The sequence below is a fragment of the Hymenobacter convexus genome, from assembly GCF_030580955.1.
Taxonomy (GTDB): Bacteria; Bacteroidota; Bacteroidia; order Cytophagales; family Hymenobacteraceae; genus Hymenobacter.
This window is the reverse complement of record NZ_JAUQON010000001.1, coordinates 277090-294567: the sequence shown is the minus strand read 5'-3', so window position 1 is coordinate 294567 and position 17478 is coordinate 277090. Positions and strand designations below refer to the sequence as shown.

Here is a 17478-nt window from a genome sequence, read left to right as displayed (position 1 = left end):
GTTTTTCCTTACGCCCACCTTTCGCTGCTATGTCTGCTTCTGTACTAAGTTGTTTGGTTGTCGACGACGACCCGCTGTCGGTGCAAGTGGTGCTCAATTGCATCAACAACACGCCTTTCCTCACCGCCGCCGGCAGCTACACCAACCCCGTAGAAGCCGCCGAGGCTCTGCGCACCCAGCCCGTCGACCTGCTGTTTCTGGACGTGGAAATGCCCCTCATGTCGGGCATCGAGCTGCTGCGCACCTTGCAGCACCCGCCGCTGGTGGTGCTCATCACGAGCAGCAAGGACTACGCGGTGCAGGCGTTCGAGCACGCCGTGGTCGACTACTTGGTGAAGCCCGTGAGCTACGCCCGCTTCCTGCAAGCCGCTCAGAAAGCCCTCGAAATGACCGAGCGCCAGGCATCTGCGGGCGCCGAAAACATCGAAGCCGCGGCCAACAACGAGTTTACCTTCGTCAAAGTCGACAACAAGCTGGTGCGCGTCTCCTTCGCCGACGTCCGCTACGTGGAGGCCCTCGGCGACTATGTGCACATCATCACCAAGCAGAGCAAGCTCATCGTATACAGCACCATGAAGGGCGTGGAGGAGAAATTCCCGAGCAATCAGTTCGTACGAGTACACCGCTCTTTCATCGTCAACGTCAACCACATCCAGGCGCTGGAAGACAACATGCTCACCGTGGAAGGCAAGCAGATTCCCGTGGGCCAGACCTATCTGCGCGATGTGATGCAGCGCCTCAACAAGTTTTAAACCGCGCACGCAAGCCGCGTTATTTTTCACGCTTTTCTTCTTCGCATGCGCTTCCAGTTTGTACCCGGCCGCGGCATTTTTGCCGTTTCTGTCTTTCTCCTCTTGTTGATAAGCTCCGCCGCCCGCGCCCAGCAGGCCGGCGACACCACCAGCGTGAACTGCGGGCCGCCCCTGCCGCGCATGCTCTGCGTCGACCTCGACGGCCGCGGCTCCATCGACGAAGTCGCCGGCCCCTTCACCTACAAGTGGCAGATGGGCGACGGCACCACCCTCACCGGCCCCCAGATTACGCACTGCTATAAAGAGCGCAAGAACTACGTCGTCCAGCTCGACGTCATTGTGGATAAAACCGGCGAGGTGCGCACCGGCCAGAAATACATTCCCATCAACCTCGTGGCGCAGGACGTGGTCGATTTCACCGCCTCCACCACCCGCGTGCGCGTGGGGCAGCCGGTGTCTTTCGCCTCGCCCGAAGCCCAGCTCCTCACCTGCCAGAACGTGCAGTTTGTGTGGGACTTTCGCGACGGCACCGTGCAGAAGGGCCGCACCGCTGAGCACACGTTTCGCCGCCCCGGCACCTATGCCGTGCGCTTCAGCATGCGCGGCTACGGCTCCCAGGCCTGCATCCAGAGCCACTGCGTCTCGCGCCAAATCGTGGTGGAGCCATAATTAATGATTAATGAAGGACGAAAGGCGCAAAAGCCCGTCATGCTTCGCTCTGCGCTGCATGACGGGCTTTCCTTATTAGACACTACGCCCCCGTTTCGTTCGCCACCGGCGCGCCTTCGCGCAACAGCTTCAGCACCAGCTGCCAAAGGTGTTCGTACGGGATAATTTCTACTTCTGCGAAAGCTTCGCCAGGGGGGGCTGTGTCGTGTAGTTGCTGTAGTAGCGCTTTGCCGCGCTCGGCCGCCTTCGTCGCATCGAAGTTCTTTTCCACAATCACTTGCAGCAAACGTAAAAAAAGCCGGCTGCGCACCGTAGTAGGCTCGTACAAATGCCGCTGCTGGTACTTGCGCAGGCGTTCTAGGCGCAGCAGCACGGCTTCTAGGTTGCGTTCGCGCAGGAAGTGCAGCAGCTGCAGTACCAGGATGGCTACGTTGTGCCCGCGTTTGTCGCGGCTGTATTCGGGCAGCTGCAGCACCCACTGCGCCATTTGGCGCTGCCGGGCCACGGACGGCCGCGGCGGCGGCAACACAAAGTCGATGTAGGCCCGGTACAAATCCCAGCGCTGCAAAGCCGCCTCGCGCTGAATGAGGTAGGCCGGGTTTTTGGTAATGACCTCCATCAGCTGCTGGGCCCGCTCGTACTGCTCGGCGTGCAGCGCCAGCAGCACGTGGTGCTCCTGGAAGTAAAACCAGTTGTTGGACGAGGGGTGAAAATCCCGGTTGTATTCCTCGGCCAGGCGCAGGCCCTGCACCGGCTGGCGGCTGCGCAGGTAGGCATAAATGCTCACGAAGTGGTTGAAGCGCAAATCGAACCGCCGCTCGTTCAGCTTGCCCTCGCGCAGACGGCGCGACGCCGCCGCCGTCACCCGAATCATTTCCTGGAAATTGCCCTGCAGCTCTTCATAGGCCAGCCGCGCCCGGTACACCACATTGTAGGTAGTGAAACTGCGGGCCTTGCGGTGCAGGGCTTCGAGTTGGGCAATACGGTCGGGCAGCACCGCCAGCACGGCCCGGCGCGTGGCTACGGTGCCGCTCAGGGCCAGTTGGGTGGCGGTGTACAGCTGCTCGGCTTCGTCCTCCAACGCCAGCACCTGCTGCACGCGCGCGAGCACCTTGGCCGCTTCTTTATAAGGAATGGCATCGCGTTTTTCGGCGTGCAGGTTGCGCAGCATGCGGGCGCACAGCACGGCATACTGCGTGAACTCGCCTTTTTCGGCCAGCGCCAGGCAGCGCTGCAGCAGCCGCTCCGAAAGTTTGTACTCGCGCTCGGCGTATAAAATACTTACCTTGTGCAACATATCCAGGCACTCGAGCTCGTAGCGGCGCGACACGAGGTGCCGGGGGTCGGAATGGTCCAGGAAATAAAGCTGGTTGAGCAATTTGCTGCGCACCCGCGACTGCAGCTTTTGCAGGGCCCGCACGTTGGCCGTCGTGGCCTTGCCATATAAGGCCTTCACCACCTGCAACTGGGTGGCGTCGGGGGTCTTGGCCAGGGTCTTGACAAACAGGTTCTCTTTGTTCGGCTGGCGGCTATTCAGGTCCAATACCGGCAAAGAGCTCAGACTACGCGACGTCACAATTCGCGCCAAATTTGCAATTTCATTCATCTAAAATATGCGCTGATGGCGTGTAAATGGGCTTTTCATCTAAATCAAGCCCTCAAAACCGACGTCACAAAAACGCGGATTTCTTCCTTTTTTCAAAGCAAGAGTCCGGCAACCTTTGTATTGTGAGTATTCGTGGCCGTTTTGGAGCTTAGAAGTCACAAATTGAGTGTTTTTTCTGACAGTGCATAAAAAAAAAGTTTATTTAAAAACAAGTAAGGCATTCTTCTATATTTTTTCTTTTTTTATTTAAAAAACTTATAATTTACATACAAGTCAATTTTAGGGCAAAAATGTCCTTTTGCACGGTTCTGGCAACCCCCAACTTTGTGTTGTTCAAATAGCTGACACACATTTTAAGTCTTAACCACCGTGCTGAATCTCCTCACCATCGCCCTGTTTCAAGTTGCTAGCCTTTGCTCCCCCGCCCCTTCGGATGCGGCCCTGACTAACACCACGAACGCAACCACCGTGACCAACCTGGGCGGTACCGGCGGCTGGGCCGGCGACATCACCCCCGGCGACGGTGACGGCGATGATACGGGTGTCTTTGGTGGCACGGGCGGCTGGGCTGGCGACATTGCCGGCGGCACCGGCGGCTGGGCCGGCGATATTGCGGTTGCTGGCGGCACGGGCGGCTGGGCTGGTGACATTGCCGGCGGCACCGGCGGCTGGGCCGGCGACATTAGCACGGCTGGCGGCACGGGCGGTTGGGCTGGCGACATTGCCGGCGGCACCGGCGGCTGGGCCGGCGACATCGCTGCCCAATAAAGCACTGCCGTTTCGTGCCTATATTGCCTGCTCACTGTAGCTGGGCTAGTATAGTCTGAATGTATCGCGTGAGGCAAAATTCCCTGGCTGGAGCGTGGCTCTGTCTTGCAATGGCCTTGCTGCTACAGGGTTGCACCACCAAGCGGCCCACCGAGCGCGCCCTCAAAATTCGTTGGGCGCACGACCCGGAAAACCTGGACCCCCTGGCCCTGGCGAACCAGACCGCCATCGATGCCCTCTATTTATTGAACTGCAGCCTGCTTCAGGCCGATTTTACCACGAATCGCTTTGCCCCGGCCCTGGCCGAAGCCCTGCCGAGCGTACGTTTCCTCGGCGATTCGCTGATGCAGTTGCAGTACACCATTCGGCCGGAAGCTACCTGGGATACCGGCCGGCCGGTGCTGGCCACCGACGTGGCCTTCACCCTCAAGCTGATGTTTTGCCCCGGCCTGCCCACGGAGGCCCCCAGCAGCCAATACCGTTTCATCCGGGAAATTCTTCTCGACCCCCGAAACCCGCGCCGTTTCACCTTCGTCTGCACCAGTCAGGCGGTGGAATACGTGCAGGCTTCGGGAGATTTTTTCGTGCTTCCCGAAGCCGTGCTGGACCCCAGGGGCGCAATGCGGCGTTTCACGCTGGCCGAGTTGCAGCGCCGCCCGGCCACGGCGGCACCCAATGCGGTGCTGCAGGCCGTGGCCCGGCGCTACACGGCCGCCACCCCGGGCCAAACGCCTGCTCGCCTGCCCGGTTGCGGCCCCTACCAGCTGGTGAAGTGGGAAAAAGACCGGTACCTGCGCTTCCGCCGCAAGCCCCACTGGTGGGCTGACCGGGTGCGCCCCCGTCCTTTTACGCTTCAGGCCCGCCCGGCCCGGCTCGACTACGTCATTGTTCCGGATGCGGCCACGGCTTCGCTGGCTTTGCAGCGGGGCGACATCGACGTTTTTCCGCAAATGCCCACCCGCGAGTTCACGCGCCTGCGCCAAGCCTCGACCACTCGCTCGAACCTGAATTTTTACGCCACGGCCTCCTACGACGTCGTCACTGTGGGATTCAATACCCGCCACCCGGCCCTATCCGACGCTCTGACCCGCCAAGCGCTGGCCCACTGCATCGATGCGGCGGGCATTTTGAAAGGCACCGAACTAGGCCAGGGCCAGCGCACCGTGGGCCTCGTCAGCCCCACCGACCGTTTGAACTACAACGACAGCCTAGCGCCGGTGCCTTTCGACCCGGCCGGGGCCGCGGCCCTGTTGCGCCGCGCGGGCTGGCAGCGCGGCGCCGCGGCCGCGGACGGCTGGCAGCGCAATGGCGCGCACGGCCCCCAGCAGCTGCGTCTGGTGATGCGCTACCGGGCCGACGAACAGCTTTTTGCCACCATCGCCCTGCAATTCCAGGCGGCGGCGGCCAGCATTGGCGTGCCGGTCAGCCTGCAGCCCACCGAGTCGGGCGCTTTTAGCATGGCCCTGCGCAGCGGCGAGTTCGACATGTACGTGCGGGCCCTGCGCGGCAATCCGTTCATGTTCAATTTCACGTCCTTCCTGCATTCGCAGGCCATTGGGGCGGGCAATACCCTGGGCTACGGCTCCCCCAGGAGCGACCAGTTGATTGAAGCCATTGCGGCGGCCAGCACCGTGCAGCGCCGCGCGCAACTGCTGCGTCAATTTCAGGCGCTGATGCAGCAGGAAATGCCCTTGCTGCCCCTGTTCTTCTTGTCAAATCACATTGCAGCCCAAAAACGGCTGGTCGACCTGCATCCTACCAGCCTCAAACCGGGCTTTGCAGCCATGGCCATTGGCGAAGCCGCTGCCCCTTCCACCTCGCCCTAACGCATGGCCCGGCTACTTTTTTGGCGGCTGTTGCGCACGGCTCTGGCCGTGTGGGCGCTGGCATCGGGGGTGTTTTTGCTGAGTCATCTCGAAGGCAGCACGGCCGTGGAACTGGCCCAGCCCGCCCTAGCCGAGTTGCGCGCCACCGGCGGCGTCACTACTCCCGCCGCCCGCCAAGCCCTCGAGCGGGCCACCCGGCACCGCCTGGGGCTCGATGTGCCACTTTTTTACGTTGGCACGCACCGCCCCGCGTCCGCCACAGCGGGCCAGTGGCACTGGAATGGGCTTGCCAACCAATACCACCGGTGGCTGCGTGACTTGCTGCACGGGCAGCTCGGCGCCTCTTTTCGCACGGGCGAAGGCGTGGGGGCCCGCTTGCAGCAGGCTCTGCTCTTCACCCTCCCGCTCACCGGCACGGCGGCCACGCTGGCTGTGCTGCTGGCGCTGGCGCTGGCCCAGTATTTGGCGGGCCGGCCGCGCGGGCATGGGCTCCTGCGCGGCGCACTCGTGGGTTTGCAGGCGTTGCCACTCTTCGTTATTGCGCTGGGACTGCTGTTGCTGTTTGCCAATCCGGAAACGCTGGCCTGGTTTCCCAGCTACGGCCTCGAGCAGGCCACCGATGCGGAACTGGATGCCGGCTATCAGCTACCATTGTATTTGTGGCACATGACTTTGCCTGTCATAGCCTTAACCCTCAGCGCCCTGCCCGAGCTCACGCTGCAGCTCACCGCCGCGCTGGAGGCGGAGCTTGGCACCGACTACGCCACCACGGCCCGGGCCAAAGGCCTGGCCGAGCGCGCCGTCATCCGCCACCACGCGCTGCGCAACGCCTTGCTGCCGTCGCTGGCCCAGCTGGCCGAACTGCTCCCGGCCCTGGTGGCCGGCGCCGTGGTTGTGGAAGTTGCTTTCGCCCTGCCCGGCATGGGCCGCCTGTTGGCCGAAGCCGCCGCGGCGCGCGATTTTCCAGTGCTAGTGGGCGGCGTGCTGCTGGTGGGCGCGGCGCGGCTGCTGGCCCTGCTTATCACGGACTTTCTTTCCTTATGGGCCGACCCTCGAATCCGATGATAGCGCTAGCCGTCCCGCACCTGTTCCGAACGCCAAGCTGGGCGGTGGCTTGGCTGGGCTTTCTGATGCTGGTGGCCGCCGTGGCCCCCGTGCTGCCCCTGCCCTACCCGCCCCACACGCTCGACCTAGCGCACATTGCCCAGGCACCGTTAGCGCCCGGTCAGCATTGGCTCGGCACCGATGCGCAGGGGCGCGATGTGCTGAGTCTGCTGGTGTTTGGCACGCGTACGGCAGTGCTGCTTACGCTGCCCGCAGCCCTGTTGGCGGCCGTCATCGGGGCGCTGCTGGGCAGCGCGGCGGGCTTTTGGGGCAATCGGGCCCGGGTCGATATTTCGTATGGGGTCGTGGCGGTCGGTAGCGTGTGGTGGGCCTTACGGCTGCCCACGCCCTGGTTGGGCGGGCTGGCCGCCGCGCTGGGCCTGGCGGGGATAGCAACAAGCGGTAGGCGCCGCCGCAACGTTGCCTTTCGTCTGCCCCTCGACGCACTGGTGACGGGAGCCGTGACGGCACTCGACACTGTGCCGCGCTTGGTATTGGTGGTGGCATTAGCGGCCGGTGCCGGGAGCATTTCGCCCGCTGGTTTGCTGGTTCTGCTCACCCTTACATCTTGGACTACCCCCGCTCGGCTGGTCCGTGCCCAGATGCTGCGCATCCGCACGCTTCCTTTCGTAGAAGCCGCTCAGGCGGCTGGGGTGCCGGCGTGGCGCGTTTGGCTAAAACACAGTATACCTCACGCTATCAATCCATTAAAGACTTTATTTCCCCTGAGCCTGGCCCGGCTTCTGGGCCTGGAAAGCACGCTGTCTTTTTTGGGCATTGGCTTGCCGCCGGAGGCTGCCAGCTGGGGCCGCCTGATGGTCTCCTACCGCCAAGAACCATCTGCCTGGTGGCTCTTCCTATTTCCAACAATTATGCTCATAATCACCATTTTAAGCCTTAACTCTTTAACCAGGCCTCCAAAATAACAATCGTATTTTTTCAGCGAAGCCTGCGTAGTCGAAGGGCGTAAAATATGTGCAAAACATCGCAAGAGACCGATACTTGCGATGTCGCAAATTGCGCTTTTTTCACAGAAATGAACCTGTTAATCCGCGAGGCATTTGGCTTATTATTATTTTGACAACCAATTATTTACTGTTTTATCAACTTGTGTAAGGTTTGAATTTTATTGATTTATATCGTCGAAAAATTATACTAAAGCAATAAAAATTCATTTGGCGGGATGTCGCAATCTCAGCTGTTGTGTCCTTTTATGAGGTAAAATGGAGCAGTAACATTGTATTGCTTTTGGGAAAAGCCGTTTCGGCTCCAGGCAATACATCCTCATATTTTCTACCTGCCCGCTTATGTACCTACTCATTTACCCCTCGTTGAGCTCGCCACGCCGCCCCAAAGCTTTGCCTCACACGGCCAAGACCGTTTCGGTGGGCATCGATTTCGTGACGCCCGATGGCATGGTGGTGCCTCGCGCCTTGGGCGAAGCCGCCCTCTTGGGCCGCACGGCCGTGCTGGTGGGCGGCCTACTGGTAGGGGTATGGCCCCAGTCCTGATTCCTCCTTTCCGCGTTAGCTTCTACAGATTAAATCCAGTCGATTATCGATAACTTATTCAATCTCTTGTATTTGGTATAATACACTACTCATTTCTACCCACATTTCGCCTCTACCGCTCGCTGGCTACCCCTGACGAGTTTTAACCCGCCGTCTACCCCGGCGGGTTTTTTTTATAGTCTATTTTCGCTCTGCCGGCCAATGATGGCAATGCCTTCGGGGAAGGAATGGGGCGTGTAGCCAAGCTCGTGCCGGGCTTTGGCGATGAAAAACCCCGTGCGGGCCGGCCGCCGGGCGGGCTGCGAAAACGTGCTGGCGTCTACCCGCTCAATCAACGTTTTATCGAGGCCGAAATAGTCGGCTACCTGCAGGGCCATGGCGTGGGGCGTGAGCATGTCGGCGCCGCTAAGGTGGTAGATACCCTGCGCGCTTTGCCGCGCCAGCAGCCAGCAGCCTTCGGCCAGGTCTTCGGCCAGGGTGGGCGTGCGCCACTGGTCGGCCACCACTTTGATGGCTTTGCCGGCGCGCAGAGAATCGCGTACCCAGAGCACGATGTTGGTGCGGCCATACTCATGCGCTACGCCGTAGACCAGCACGGTGCGGGCAATGGCCCAGGGGCCGGGGCTGGCTTGCACCAGGCGTTCGGCGGCCAGCTTGCTTTCGCCGTAAAAATTGACCGGACCGGGCGCGGCGTCTTCGGCCAGCGGGCCCGCTTCGCCGCTGAAAATAAAGTCGGTGCTCAAGTGGGTGAGGTGGATGTGGCGCGCGGCACAGGCTTCTACCAGATGGCCGACAGCTGTCACGTTTTGCTGCCAGCAGGCGTCGTGGTTCAGCTCGCACTCGTCCACGTTGGTCATGGCGGCGGTGTGGATGACGTGGGTGGGCTGTTCCTGGGCGAGCACCTGGTGTACCTGAGCAGCGTCGGCTACGTCCAGCGGCACGAAACGAAGGTCGGGGTAGAGGTCGGCCAGCTTATTGGCGCCGCGGGAAGTGGCCACCAGGTTCACGTTGGGCTTGGGGAGCAGCAGAGCCACCAGCTTCTGCCCCAGCAGGCCGTTGGAACCGGTGACGAGAATTTTCATAAAAAGCTTTTGAAAAAGGCAGCAAAGCCGACTGAAACGTCATGTCGAACTGGCCGAGACATCTCGCGTGCTGGAGTAATCTAACCGAGATGATTAGTGGCGGCACGCGAGATGTCTCGGCTGCGCTCGACATGACGTTCCCTCAACAAGACGTGCCACTGGGCAAACCGCTACTCGTACTTGTAGCCGTAGAGCTTGGTGATTTTTTTGCGCTTGAGCTTCTCCACTTTCACGGTCATTTTGGCATCGGCCAACGGACGGTCGCGCGGGTCTTTGGGCAGTTTGGCAATTTTGTCGATAACATCGAGTCCTTGAATGGCTTGGCCGAAAACGGTGTACTGGCCGTCGAGGAAGTGGGTACCGTCGTGGTTTTCGACCAAATAGAACTGGCTGCCGCTGCTGGGCGTGCCGGCCGGGCCGCCCATGCGGGCGGCGGCCAGGGCGCCGTAGTTGTGCGGGTGGCCCACCAGCTCGGCCGGAATGGTGGGCTCGTTGGGTTGGCCCTGGCCGTCGTTGGTGGGGTCGGCATCCTTGGAGTTGGCATCGCCGCCCTGAATCATGAAATTGTCGATGACACGGTGAAATGTGGTGCCGTTGTAGAAGCCACTCTGCGCTTTTTTCAGGAAGTTAGTTTTGTGCAGCGGCGTGTCATCGAACAGTACAAGCCGGATAACACCCTGCGGCGTGGTGATGGTGACGACTTCGTCTTTACTGCTCTTTTTGGGCTTGCCGGGTTTGGCGGCCCAGGCCGGTGCGGCGGTCATCAGGGCCAGAAGCACCCAGATAAAGCGGGAAGAAATGCGGTTCATGCTGTAGATGGAAAGCAAAATGTGAAGCAAAACTACGGTCGGTGCGCAAGGCTACCCACGGTGCTCCCGGATGCTGGCCAGGATTTCGCGGCCACCGCGCGCCAATACGGCATCGGCTACGGATACGCCCAGCGCGTGGGCGCCTGCTTCGGTGGCTGCGTCGGTGGTCTGAATTTCTTCCACGTATTCTTCGCCGCTGAGGCTGATGAGGCCGCCGTGCAGGCGCAGGTGGCCATTTTCTAAGGTGGCCAGCGCAAATGACGGGATGCTGCATCCGCCCTCCATGGTGTGCAAAAAGGCGCGCTCGGCCAGCAGGCAGGTGTGGGTGGCGGGGTGGTCGAGAGCGGTTTGGAGGCGGGCTTTAAGGTCCGCATCGAGGGCGGCGGCGCACTCCACGGCGATGCTGCCCTGGCCGGTGGCGGGCACAAACTGGTGGGCCGGCAGCGTGTGGCGCACCAGGTGCTCATAGCCCATGCGGTGCACGCCGGCGTAGGCCAGCACGAGGGCATCGAACTGGCCTTCTTCGAGCTTGCGCAGGCGGGTTTGGAGGTTGCCGCGGGCTTCGGCGGTTTCAGCGTGGGGGTAGAAACGGCGCAGCTGGGCCTTGCGGCGGGTGCTGCTGGTGCCCAGCACAATGCCCGGCTTGTCGAGCGAAAACTGCTCGTCGAAGCTCAGCACCACGTCGTTCACCTGCTCGCGCTCCAGGAAAGCCAGCAGTTCCAACTCGCGCGGGATGCTGCTTTGCACGTCCTTGGCCGAGTGCACGGCGAGGTGGGTTTCACCGCGCAGCAGGCTGGTTTCCAGCTCTTCGGTGAACACGCCTTTGGAGCCGATTTTGGCCAGGCTGCGGTCCTGCACGGCGTCGCCGGTGGTTTGCATGGGCACGATTTCGGTTTCGAAACCGGCTTTTTTCAGCAGCGCGGCCACGTGTTCGGTTTGCCACAGGGCGAGGCGGCTGGCGCGGGTGGCGAGGCGGATTTTCATAATTGAGGCAGTTGTTATACAAAACGTCATGCTGAGCGGAGTCGAAGCATCTTTACCGCGCAACACAACTCATTTACTATTGCGGTAGAGATGCTTCGACTGCGCTCAGCATGACGTTCCTTTTGAATCTTAAACTCTTAAAAACCCGCCCATCCGCAGCGAGCTGTCGACAAACACCATTTTGGCGTTGGCGTTGCGCTCGATGTGGTAGTGGGCATCGGTGAGCTCTTTGGTTAATAAATCGGCGTTGCGCGGGGTCACGAAGCGGGCGAAACCCGTTACGAATTGCTGCTCGCCGCTGGCCAGGTGCGGCACGAACTTCGGGTCGATGCCAAACAGCAGCACCTTGCGCAACAGGCCCAGCGAGTAGCTCAGCAGCTCCTTCTGGTTTTCGCGGCCCAGTTTCTGGAATTCGTCGCTTTGCTTGAGAATATCGGCCGCCTTCTGGCTGTAGCACTGCCGCATCCACTTTGCAAAAAACTCAAAATAGTCGTGGTCGGCGTTGGCGTCGCGGCTGGCGATGGCGGCGCCCAGGCTGCCTTCGGCCAGCTGCGCCACCTGGCGGGCTTTGGCCTCGGGCACTTGGTATTCGGTTTGCAGAAAGGCCGTGATGTCGTCTTCCGAAAACGGGCGCACCACCACCGGCTGCACCCGGCTGATGATGGTGGGCAGCAGCTGCTCGGGCGCGTGGCTCACGAGCAGGAAGATGGTGGCGGGCGGCGGCTCTTCCAGCAGCTTGAGCACGGCGTTGGCAGCGGCCGGGTGCATGAGCTCGGGCAACCAGATGATGACGATTTTGAAGCGGGCTTCGAAGGCTTTCAGGCTCACCAGCTTCAGAATCTGCACGGCCTCGTCCTTGCTGATGTTGCCCTGCTTGTTTTCGGCCCCGATGTGCTGCATCCAATCGTTGAGGCCCTGGTAGGGGTTGTCGAGCACGAAGGTGCGCCACTCGGCCATGAACTTGCTGCTCACCGCGTCTTTGGCCACCGATTTGGTGGTGGTCACGGGCATGATGAAGTTCAGGTCGGGGTGGGCCAGCTTGGCTATTTTGGTGCAGGCGGGGCAGTGGCCGCAGCTGTCGGCGGCATCGGCAGCGCGGTCTTCGCAGTTCAGATACTGCGCGTAGGCCAAAGCCAGCGCCAGCGCCGCGCCGCCCTCCTGCCCCCGGAAAAGCTGGGCGTGCGCCACGTGCTGCCGCTGCACCGACTGGCGCAGCAGGGCCTTAACGGCGGATTGGTTGGGGATGTCGGCGAAGGTCATGACTTTGCCTTCTCCCACACCCGGTCCTCTTCCGTCGCCTCAAATACGGCTTTCATAATAACCTGTTCCACCGCATCATACGGCAGATTGCGGCGCGCCATCACACGCTCGGCTACTTCGTTGGCTTTGGGCAGCTTGAAGGTTTCGAAGCCCGCCGCGCCGCCCCAGCTGAAGCTCGGGATGAAAGTACGGGGGAAGCCGGCGCCGAAAATATTGGCCCCCACGCCCACCACGGTGCCCGTATTGAACATGGTGTTGATGCCGGCCTTGCTGTGGTCGCCCATCATCAGGCCACAGAACGTCTGGCCGGTGTCGACGAAGCGCTTGGCGGTGTGGCTCCAGATTTTGACGGGCGCGTAGTTGTTCTTGAGGTTTGAAGTGTTGGTGTCGGCCCCGAGGTTGCACCACTCGCCGATGACCGAATTGCCGAGGTAGCCGTCGTGGCCCTTGTTGCTGTAGCCCAGCAGGATGCTGTTGCCCACTTCGCCGCCCACCTTCGAGAACGGGCCCACGGTGTTGTCGCCGCGCATTTTGGCGCCGGCGTTGATGTGCGAGCCTTCGCACAAAGCCAGCGGCCCTTTGATGATGGCCCCCTCGTGCACCTGCGAGTTTTTACCCAGATAAATCGGGCCGTCCTCCGCATTGAGAATGGCGGCCCGGATTTTCACGCCTTCCTCAATGAAGATGTTTTCGGCCCCGTACACAATGGTGTGCGCGTCGCCCACCGGCTGTGAGGTGCGGCCTTTGGTGAGCAGCGCGAAGTCGCGGCGGATTTCGACGCCGTTGCGCAGAAACAGCTGCCACGGCCGGTCTATCACCGTCACAGGCTCAGCTACCTGCCGGGTTTCGGGAATGCCGTCCTGAATGAGCTCGGCCACCAGCGAGGCGTCGGCCACGTGGGCGGCCACCAGCAGCTCGTCGCAATACAGGGCCTGACCGGGCCGCAGGGCTTGCACCTGGCGGGTCAGCAAATCGTCGGGGCACACGGCACCGTTGATAATGAGGGCCGCGCCACACACGTCGCCGGCTGGGAACTTGGCCTGCAAATAAGGCTGCGTGAGGTAGCCCACGGTTTCAACACCTAGGCGGTACTGCCACTTTTCGGCCAGCGTGAGGATGCCGCAGCGCAGCGCCGCCACCGGCCGCGTGAACGTGAAAGGCAGCAAATGGGGCCGAATGGCCGGGTCGTCGAAGAGAAGAACGTGCATTCTTTTTAGCGGCTGGCTTTTGATGGGAAAGGCAAATTTACGGCTGCCGCTTTCGGCAGCGGCAATAAAAAAACTCCTTCCGGCGAAACCGAAAGGAGTTTTCAAAAAGCTAACAGCTAGTAGCCAAGGGCTAACAGCTCGAATAAAAGCTATTCTTTGTTGGCGCTGTTCTGCTCTTTCTTGGCGTAGCGGCTGCGGAATTTCTCCACGCGACCGGCTGTGTCGATGAACATGTTTTTGCCGGTGTAGAAGGGGTGCGAAGCAGAGCTTACTTCGATTTTCACCAGCGGGTACGTCTTGCCGTCTTCCATCGTGATGGTGTCGGTCGGCTTCATCGTGGAGCGCGTGATGAACTTGAAGTCCGAAGAGGAGTCCTGGAATACGACTTCCTGGTACTCGGGGTGGGTGTCCTTTTTCATATCGAGAGGTCGGTTTTACCGGTTGAACCCTGCCGATTTTGCGGAAGGGACTGCAAAAGTACAGCTTAGCTCTGAAATACCCAACCTCCGACCCAATATTTTCTACCGGACGCGGGCTGCCAGGGCGTACAGCTTAGCTTGTTGGCTTTCTGAAAAGGTTGTACATTTGAATCCGGCCCACACTCGGGGCCGCCTCGTCGCGCGTGTTGAAATCGCTACTCATTCGCCGCTTGTTTCGCCGTTCCGGCCCTGCCGTGCTGCTGCTCGTGCTGGGCAGCGCCGTGGCCGCCATGGCCGCGTCGCTGACGGTGTTCACCGCTGCTTACGACAGCTCGCGGGTGCGCATCGACTGGGAAGTGAACTCCGAAACCGACGTCACGGGCTTCGACCTGGCCCGCAAGGGCTCCAACGAAACCAGCTACTCCGCCGTCACCAGCGTGACGCCCAACGGCCAGCGCCGCTACACGTACTACGACGCCAACGTGTTCCGTACCGCTACCGGCGGCGCGCCCACGCCGGCCCAGGTGGGCGGCCCCTTCACCTACCGTCTCACCATCCACAGCCCCGGCGGCGACCAAAGCTTCCTTACGGTGCTGGCCGGCACGCCCAGCAGCGTGCAGCGCTCCTGGGGCACCATCAAGTCGATGTTTCGGTAATAAAACCGAAAAAAGGACGTCATGCTGAGCGCCGCCGAAGCATCTCTACCGCGCAAGTAATCCAAATCGACAGGATTTGCTATTGCGGTAGAGATGCTTCGGCGGCGCTCAGCATGACGTCCTTTTTATTTGCCTTTCTTTTAATCCCTCACCCCATGCCCGCCCCCACCCAACTCTGCTTCGCTTCCAATAACGCCCACAAGCTCGATGAAATCCGGCCGCTGCTGCCCGCCGGGCTCACGCTGCTGAGCCTGGCCGATATCGGCTGCCACGAAGAACTGCCCGAAACCCAGGACACCCTGGAAGGCAACGCCCGCCAAAAGGCCGAATACGTGCGCCAGCACTACGGCGTGGACTGCTTCGCCGACGACACGGGCCTGGAAGTAACGGCGCTGGGCGGGGCACCCGGCGTGTACTCGGCCCGCTACGCCGGGCCCCAGCGCCGGGCCGAAGACAACGTGGCCAAGCTGCTACAGGAGCTGCGCGGCGCCCCCGACCGCTCGGCCCGGTTCCGCACGGTGGTGGCCCTGGCCCGGGCCGATGGCCGCACGCAGGAGTTTGCGGGCGAAGTAGCCGGCACCATCACGGAATCGGCCCAGGGCGCGGGCGGCTTCGGCTACGACCCGGTGTTTGTGCCCGCGGAGGGCGACGGCCGCACCTTTGCCGAAATGAGCGGCGCGGAGAAAAACCGCATCAGCCACCGGGCGCGGGCGGTGGCGGGGCTGCTGGCGTTTTTGCAGGCGGAATAAAAGAAAGACCGTCATGTCGAGCGCAGTCGAGACATCTCGCGCGGGGTAGTAACTCAATTCAATCGAAAGAATTACTTCGGCACGCGAGATGTCCCGACTGCGCTCGACATGACGGGCCAGAGGCTTTCCATATAGCTACGCCACCGTGATTCTTCCGCCCTCCTTTTTCATTCCTCATGAAGCAAAGCATTATCTTTGCCTGCTATGCACACCCCGTATCTAATTGGCATCACCGGCGGCAGCGCTTCTGGTAAAACCACGTTTCTGCGCCGGCTTCTGGCTTCGTTTCCTGAAGAGCAGATTTGCCTCATCTCGCAGGACAATTATTATCACCCGCGCGAAAAGCAGCTGCGCGACGACCAGGGCGTAGAAAATTTCGACCTGCCCGCCAGCATCGACGCCGCGGCCTACGCCAACGACGTGCTGCGCATCAGCCAGGGCCACGAGGTGCGGCGCAAGGAATACACCTTCAACAACGCGGCCGTGACGCCGCAGGAGCTGGTGTTTCGGCCGGCGCCCATTGTGGTGGTGGAGGGCATTTTCGTGTTTCACTTCAAGGAAATCGCCGAGCTGCTCGACCTCAAGGTGTACATCGATGCCCAGGAGCACGTGAAGCTGCACCGCCGCATCATTCGGGACCGCGACGAGCGGGGCTACGACCTGGCCGACGTGCTGTACCGCTACACCCATCACGTGGCGCCCACCTACGAGCAGTTCATTGCGCCCTACAAGCACTACGCCGACATTGTGATTCCCAACAACCGCCACTTCGAGAAGGGACTGGAGGTGCTGGTGGGCTTCCTACAGGGCAAGGTGGCGGCCGCGGCGCAGCAATAACCTCTCGTACGCAGCAATCGGACCCTTTTTAGCACGTCCCGACTGGCCGGTTTGGCCCGACGGGACGTGCATTTTTTTGGCCGCTTCATCAGTATTGAAGTAAAAACAGATTATCTTGGACCTGTAATTAGAAACGGCTGTGCGCCTGCGAACGGTGTCGCTCCGCTCCCCTTTCACCCGGTTTAGATAGTTTTTTGCTTTGCTGCTTATGAAACGCACACGTTTACTCCTCTCTCGTCTGGCCACCTTCACCGTAGTTTCGGCTGGCCTGCTGGGCCTGATTAGCTGCGACAAAAATGGCCAGGCGGGCATTTTGCAGCACCCGGCCGGCAACACGGCCTACCGCGTGGAGGTGACGCCCGACAACGCCTACGGCCAGGCCTTCGACGCCAACCTGGGCAAGCTCAACGACACGACTTACCTCATCATCACCAAGGCCGAGCGCGGCAGTGTGTTTGCCGTGCACACCGGCCCGCTGCCCACCGCCGACCACGCCGTGTGCTTTGCCAGCACCAACAACGCCGGCTTCAAAGAGTGCGTACAGGAATACTACCACAACGCCGGCGGCGTGGCCATCCAAAGCAACGAGGCCGGCTGGTGGGCCACGCCGCTGTAGATAACGGGCTCATTCGGGCAGTTTTAACGGACAACAGCACGTCATGTTGAGCCTGCCGAAGCATCTCTACCGCGCAGCTAATCTTATCGATTGAATTAGTATTGCACGCGAGATGCTTCGGCAGGCTCCGCATGACGTTCTTTTTTCCCTAATCGATGTATAGCAAAGCAGAAGCTACCCAGCTGCGGCAGGCGTTCTGGACGGCCTTTGGCCAGTATATGGCGCCCGTGCCCTCGGCCGAGGGCGAAACCACCAACTGGATTAACTACAAGACGGGCTTCCGGCACTTGTATTTCCGGATGCAGGCCGACAACCGCCACGCCAGCATCAGCATTGAGCTGAACCACCCGGACCCGGGCATCCGGGAGCTGTTTTATGAGCAGTTCAAAGAGCTGAAAACCCTGTTGCACGAAACCCTTGGCGAAACCTGGACCTGGGAAGCGGAGACAATTGATGCCCAAGGCCTGCCGCTGAGCTGTATCTCCAAAGAGTTGAGCCCGGTCAACATCTTCAACCGCGACGACTGGCCGAAACTGATTTCGTTCTTCAAGCCCCGCATCATGGCCCTTGATGCCTTCTGGGCCGATGCACAGTACACGTTTGAGGCGCTGAAGTAGGCAGG

The 17478-nt window shown here is 61.0% G+C and carries 19 protein-coding genes; 12 read left to right on the top strand and 7 right to left on the bottom strand.

Annotated features, from left to right (window positions below; genetic code table 11):
- Positions 1-29: 29 nt before the first annotated feature.
- Both Q4S41_RS01195 and Q4S41_RS01190 read left to right on the top strand, forming a co-directional pair.
- Positions 30-752, top strand: a complete 723-nt coding sequence (locus Q4S41_RS01195; RefSeq protein WP_305029304.1) for a LytR/AlgR family response regulator transcription factor — start codon at positions 30-32, stop codon at positions 750-752.
- A gap of 45 nt (positions 753-797) precedes the next feature.
- Entirely contained in the window at positions 798-1421 is a 624-nt protein-coding gene (locus Q4S41_RS01190; protein ID WP_305029303.1) for a PKD domain-containing protein, read from the top strand.
- 82 nt (positions 1422-1503) lie between these two features.
- Here the strand turns inward: Q4S41_RS01190 and Q4S41_RS01185 are convergent, their stop codons facing one another.
- Positions 1504-2964 (bottom strand): hypothetical protein, encoded by a 1461-nt coding sequence (locus Q4S41_RS01185; RefSeq protein ID WP_305029302.1) that lies wholly within the window; start codon positions 2962-2964, stop codon positions 1504-1506.
- 432 nt (positions 2965-3396) lie between these two features.
- On the opposite strand from Q4S41_RS01185, the gene Q4S41_RS01180 reads away from it, so the two are divergent.
- The 5 genes from Q4S41_RS01180 (at position 3397) to Q4S41_RS01160 (ending at position 8236) form a co-directional block, all read left to right on the top strand.
- The gene (locus Q4S41_RS01180; RefSeq protein ID WP_305029301.1) at positions 3397-3795 is read left to right on the top strand and encodes a hypothetical protein; all 399 of its coding nucleotides are present in this window, start codon (positions 3397-3399) and stop codon (positions 3793-3795) included.
- 110 nt (positions 3796-3905) lie between these two features.
- Complete coding sequence (locus Q4S41_RS01175; protein WP_305029300.1) at positions 3906-5621, top strand: ABC transporter substrate-binding protein; 1716 nt, start codon at positions 3906-3908, stop codon at positions 5619-5621.
- 3 nt (positions 5622-5624) lie between these two features.
- Positions 5625-6686, top strand: coding sequence for an ABC transporter permease (locus Q4S41_RS01170; protein ID WP_305029299.1), 1062 nt, complete (start codon positions 5625-5627; stop codon positions 6684-6686).
- Positions 6683-7651 carry an ABC transporter permease gene (locus tag Q4S41_RS01165; protein ID WP_305029298.1) on the top strand — a complete coding sequence of 323 codons (969 nt, stop codon included), beginning with the start codon at positions 6683-6685 and terminating at the stop codon, positions 7649-7651. Before Q4S41_RS01170 ends, Q4S41_RS01165 begins: the two co-directional genes overlap by 4 nt.
- Positions 7652-8032: 381 nt before the next feature.
- Positions 8033-8236: a hypothetical protein gene (locus Q4S41_RS01160; protein ID WP_305029297.1), complete on the top strand. Its 204-nt coding sequence runs from the start codon at positions 8033-8035 to the stop codon at positions 8234-8236.
- A gap of 173 nt (positions 8237-8409) precedes the next feature.
- On the opposite strand, the gene Q4S41_RS01155 is transcribed toward Q4S41_RS01160, so the two are convergent.
- From Q4S41_RS01155 to Q4S41_RS01130, 6 genes are all read right to left on the bottom strand, one after another.
- Positions 8410-9318, bottom strand: coding sequence for an SDR family oxidoreductase (locus Q4S41_RS01155; RefSeq protein WP_305029296.1), 909 nt, complete (start codon positions 9316-9318; stop codon positions 8410-8412).
- 170 nt (positions 9319-9488) lie between these two features.
- Positions 9489-10127, bottom strand: coding sequence for a peptidylprolyl isomerase (locus Q4S41_RS01150; protein WP_305029295.1), 639 nt, complete (start codon positions 10125-10127; stop codon positions 9489-9491).
- Between the two features lie 51 nt (positions 10128-10178).
- Positions 10179-11111, bottom strand: coding sequence for a hydroxymethylbilane synthase (gene hemC / locus Q4S41_RS01145; RefSeq protein WP_305029294.1), 933 nt, complete (start codon positions 11109-11111; stop codon positions 10179-10181).
- A 129-nt stretch (positions 11112-11240) separates the two neighbouring features.
- Positions 11241-12371, bottom strand: coding sequence for a DNA polymerase III subunit (locus tag Q4S41_RS01140; protein ID WP_305029293.1), 1131 nt, complete (start codon positions 12369-12371; stop codon positions 11241-11243).
- Positions 12368-13579, bottom strand: coding sequence for a GlmU family protein (locus Q4S41_RS01135; protein ID WP_305029292.1), 1212 nt, complete (start codon positions 13577-13579; stop codon positions 12368-12370). Before Q4S41_RS01135 ends, Q4S41_RS01140 begins: the two co-directional genes overlap by 4 nt.
- A gap of 149 nt (positions 13580-13728) precedes the next feature.
- The gene (locus Q4S41_RS01130; RefSeq protein WP_196294405.1) at positions 13729-13998 is read right to left on the bottom strand and encodes a type B 50S ribosomal protein L31; all 270 of its coding nucleotides are present in this window, start codon (positions 13996-13998) and stop codon (positions 13729-13731) included.
- Between the two features lie 230 nt (positions 13999-14228).
- Between Q4S41_RS01130 and Q4S41_RS01125 the strand changes: the two genes are divergently transcribed.
- From Q4S41_RS01125 to Q4S41_RS01105, 5 genes are all read left to right on the top strand, one after another.
- The gene (locus tag Q4S41_RS01125; protein ID WP_305029291.1) at positions 14229-14654 is read left to right on the top strand and encodes a hypothetical protein; all 426 of its coding nucleotides are present in this window, start codon (positions 14229-14231) and stop codon (positions 14652-14654) included.
- 155 nt (positions 14655-14809) lie between these two features.
- Positions 14810-15403 carry an RdgB/HAM1 family non-canonical purine NTP pyrophosphatase gene (gene rdgB / locus Q4S41_RS01120; RefSeq protein ID WP_305029290.1) on the top strand — a complete coding sequence of 198 codons (594 nt, stop codon included), beginning with the start codon at positions 14810-14812 and terminating at the stop codon, positions 15401-15403.
- Positions 15404-15607: 204 nt separating this feature from the next.
- A complete protein-coding gene (locus tag Q4S41_RS01115) occupies positions 15608-16240 on the top strand; it encodes a uridine kinase family protein (protein WP_305029289.1) in 633 nt (210 codons plus the stop codon).
- A 208-nt stretch (positions 16241-16448) separates the two neighbouring features.
- Positions 16449-16856 carry a hypothetical protein gene (locus tag Q4S41_RS01110; protein ID WP_305029288.1) on the top strand — a complete coding sequence of 136 codons (408 nt, stop codon included), beginning with the start codon at positions 16449-16451 and terminating at the stop codon, positions 16854-16856.
- Between the two features lie 155 nt (positions 16857-17011).
- The gene (locus tag Q4S41_RS01105; protein WP_305029287.1) at positions 17012-17473 is read left to right on the top strand and encodes a DUF4268 domain-containing protein; all 462 of its coding nucleotides are present in this window, start codon (positions 17012-17014) and stop codon (positions 17471-17473) included.
- Positions 17474-17478: the final 5 nt, after the last annotated feature.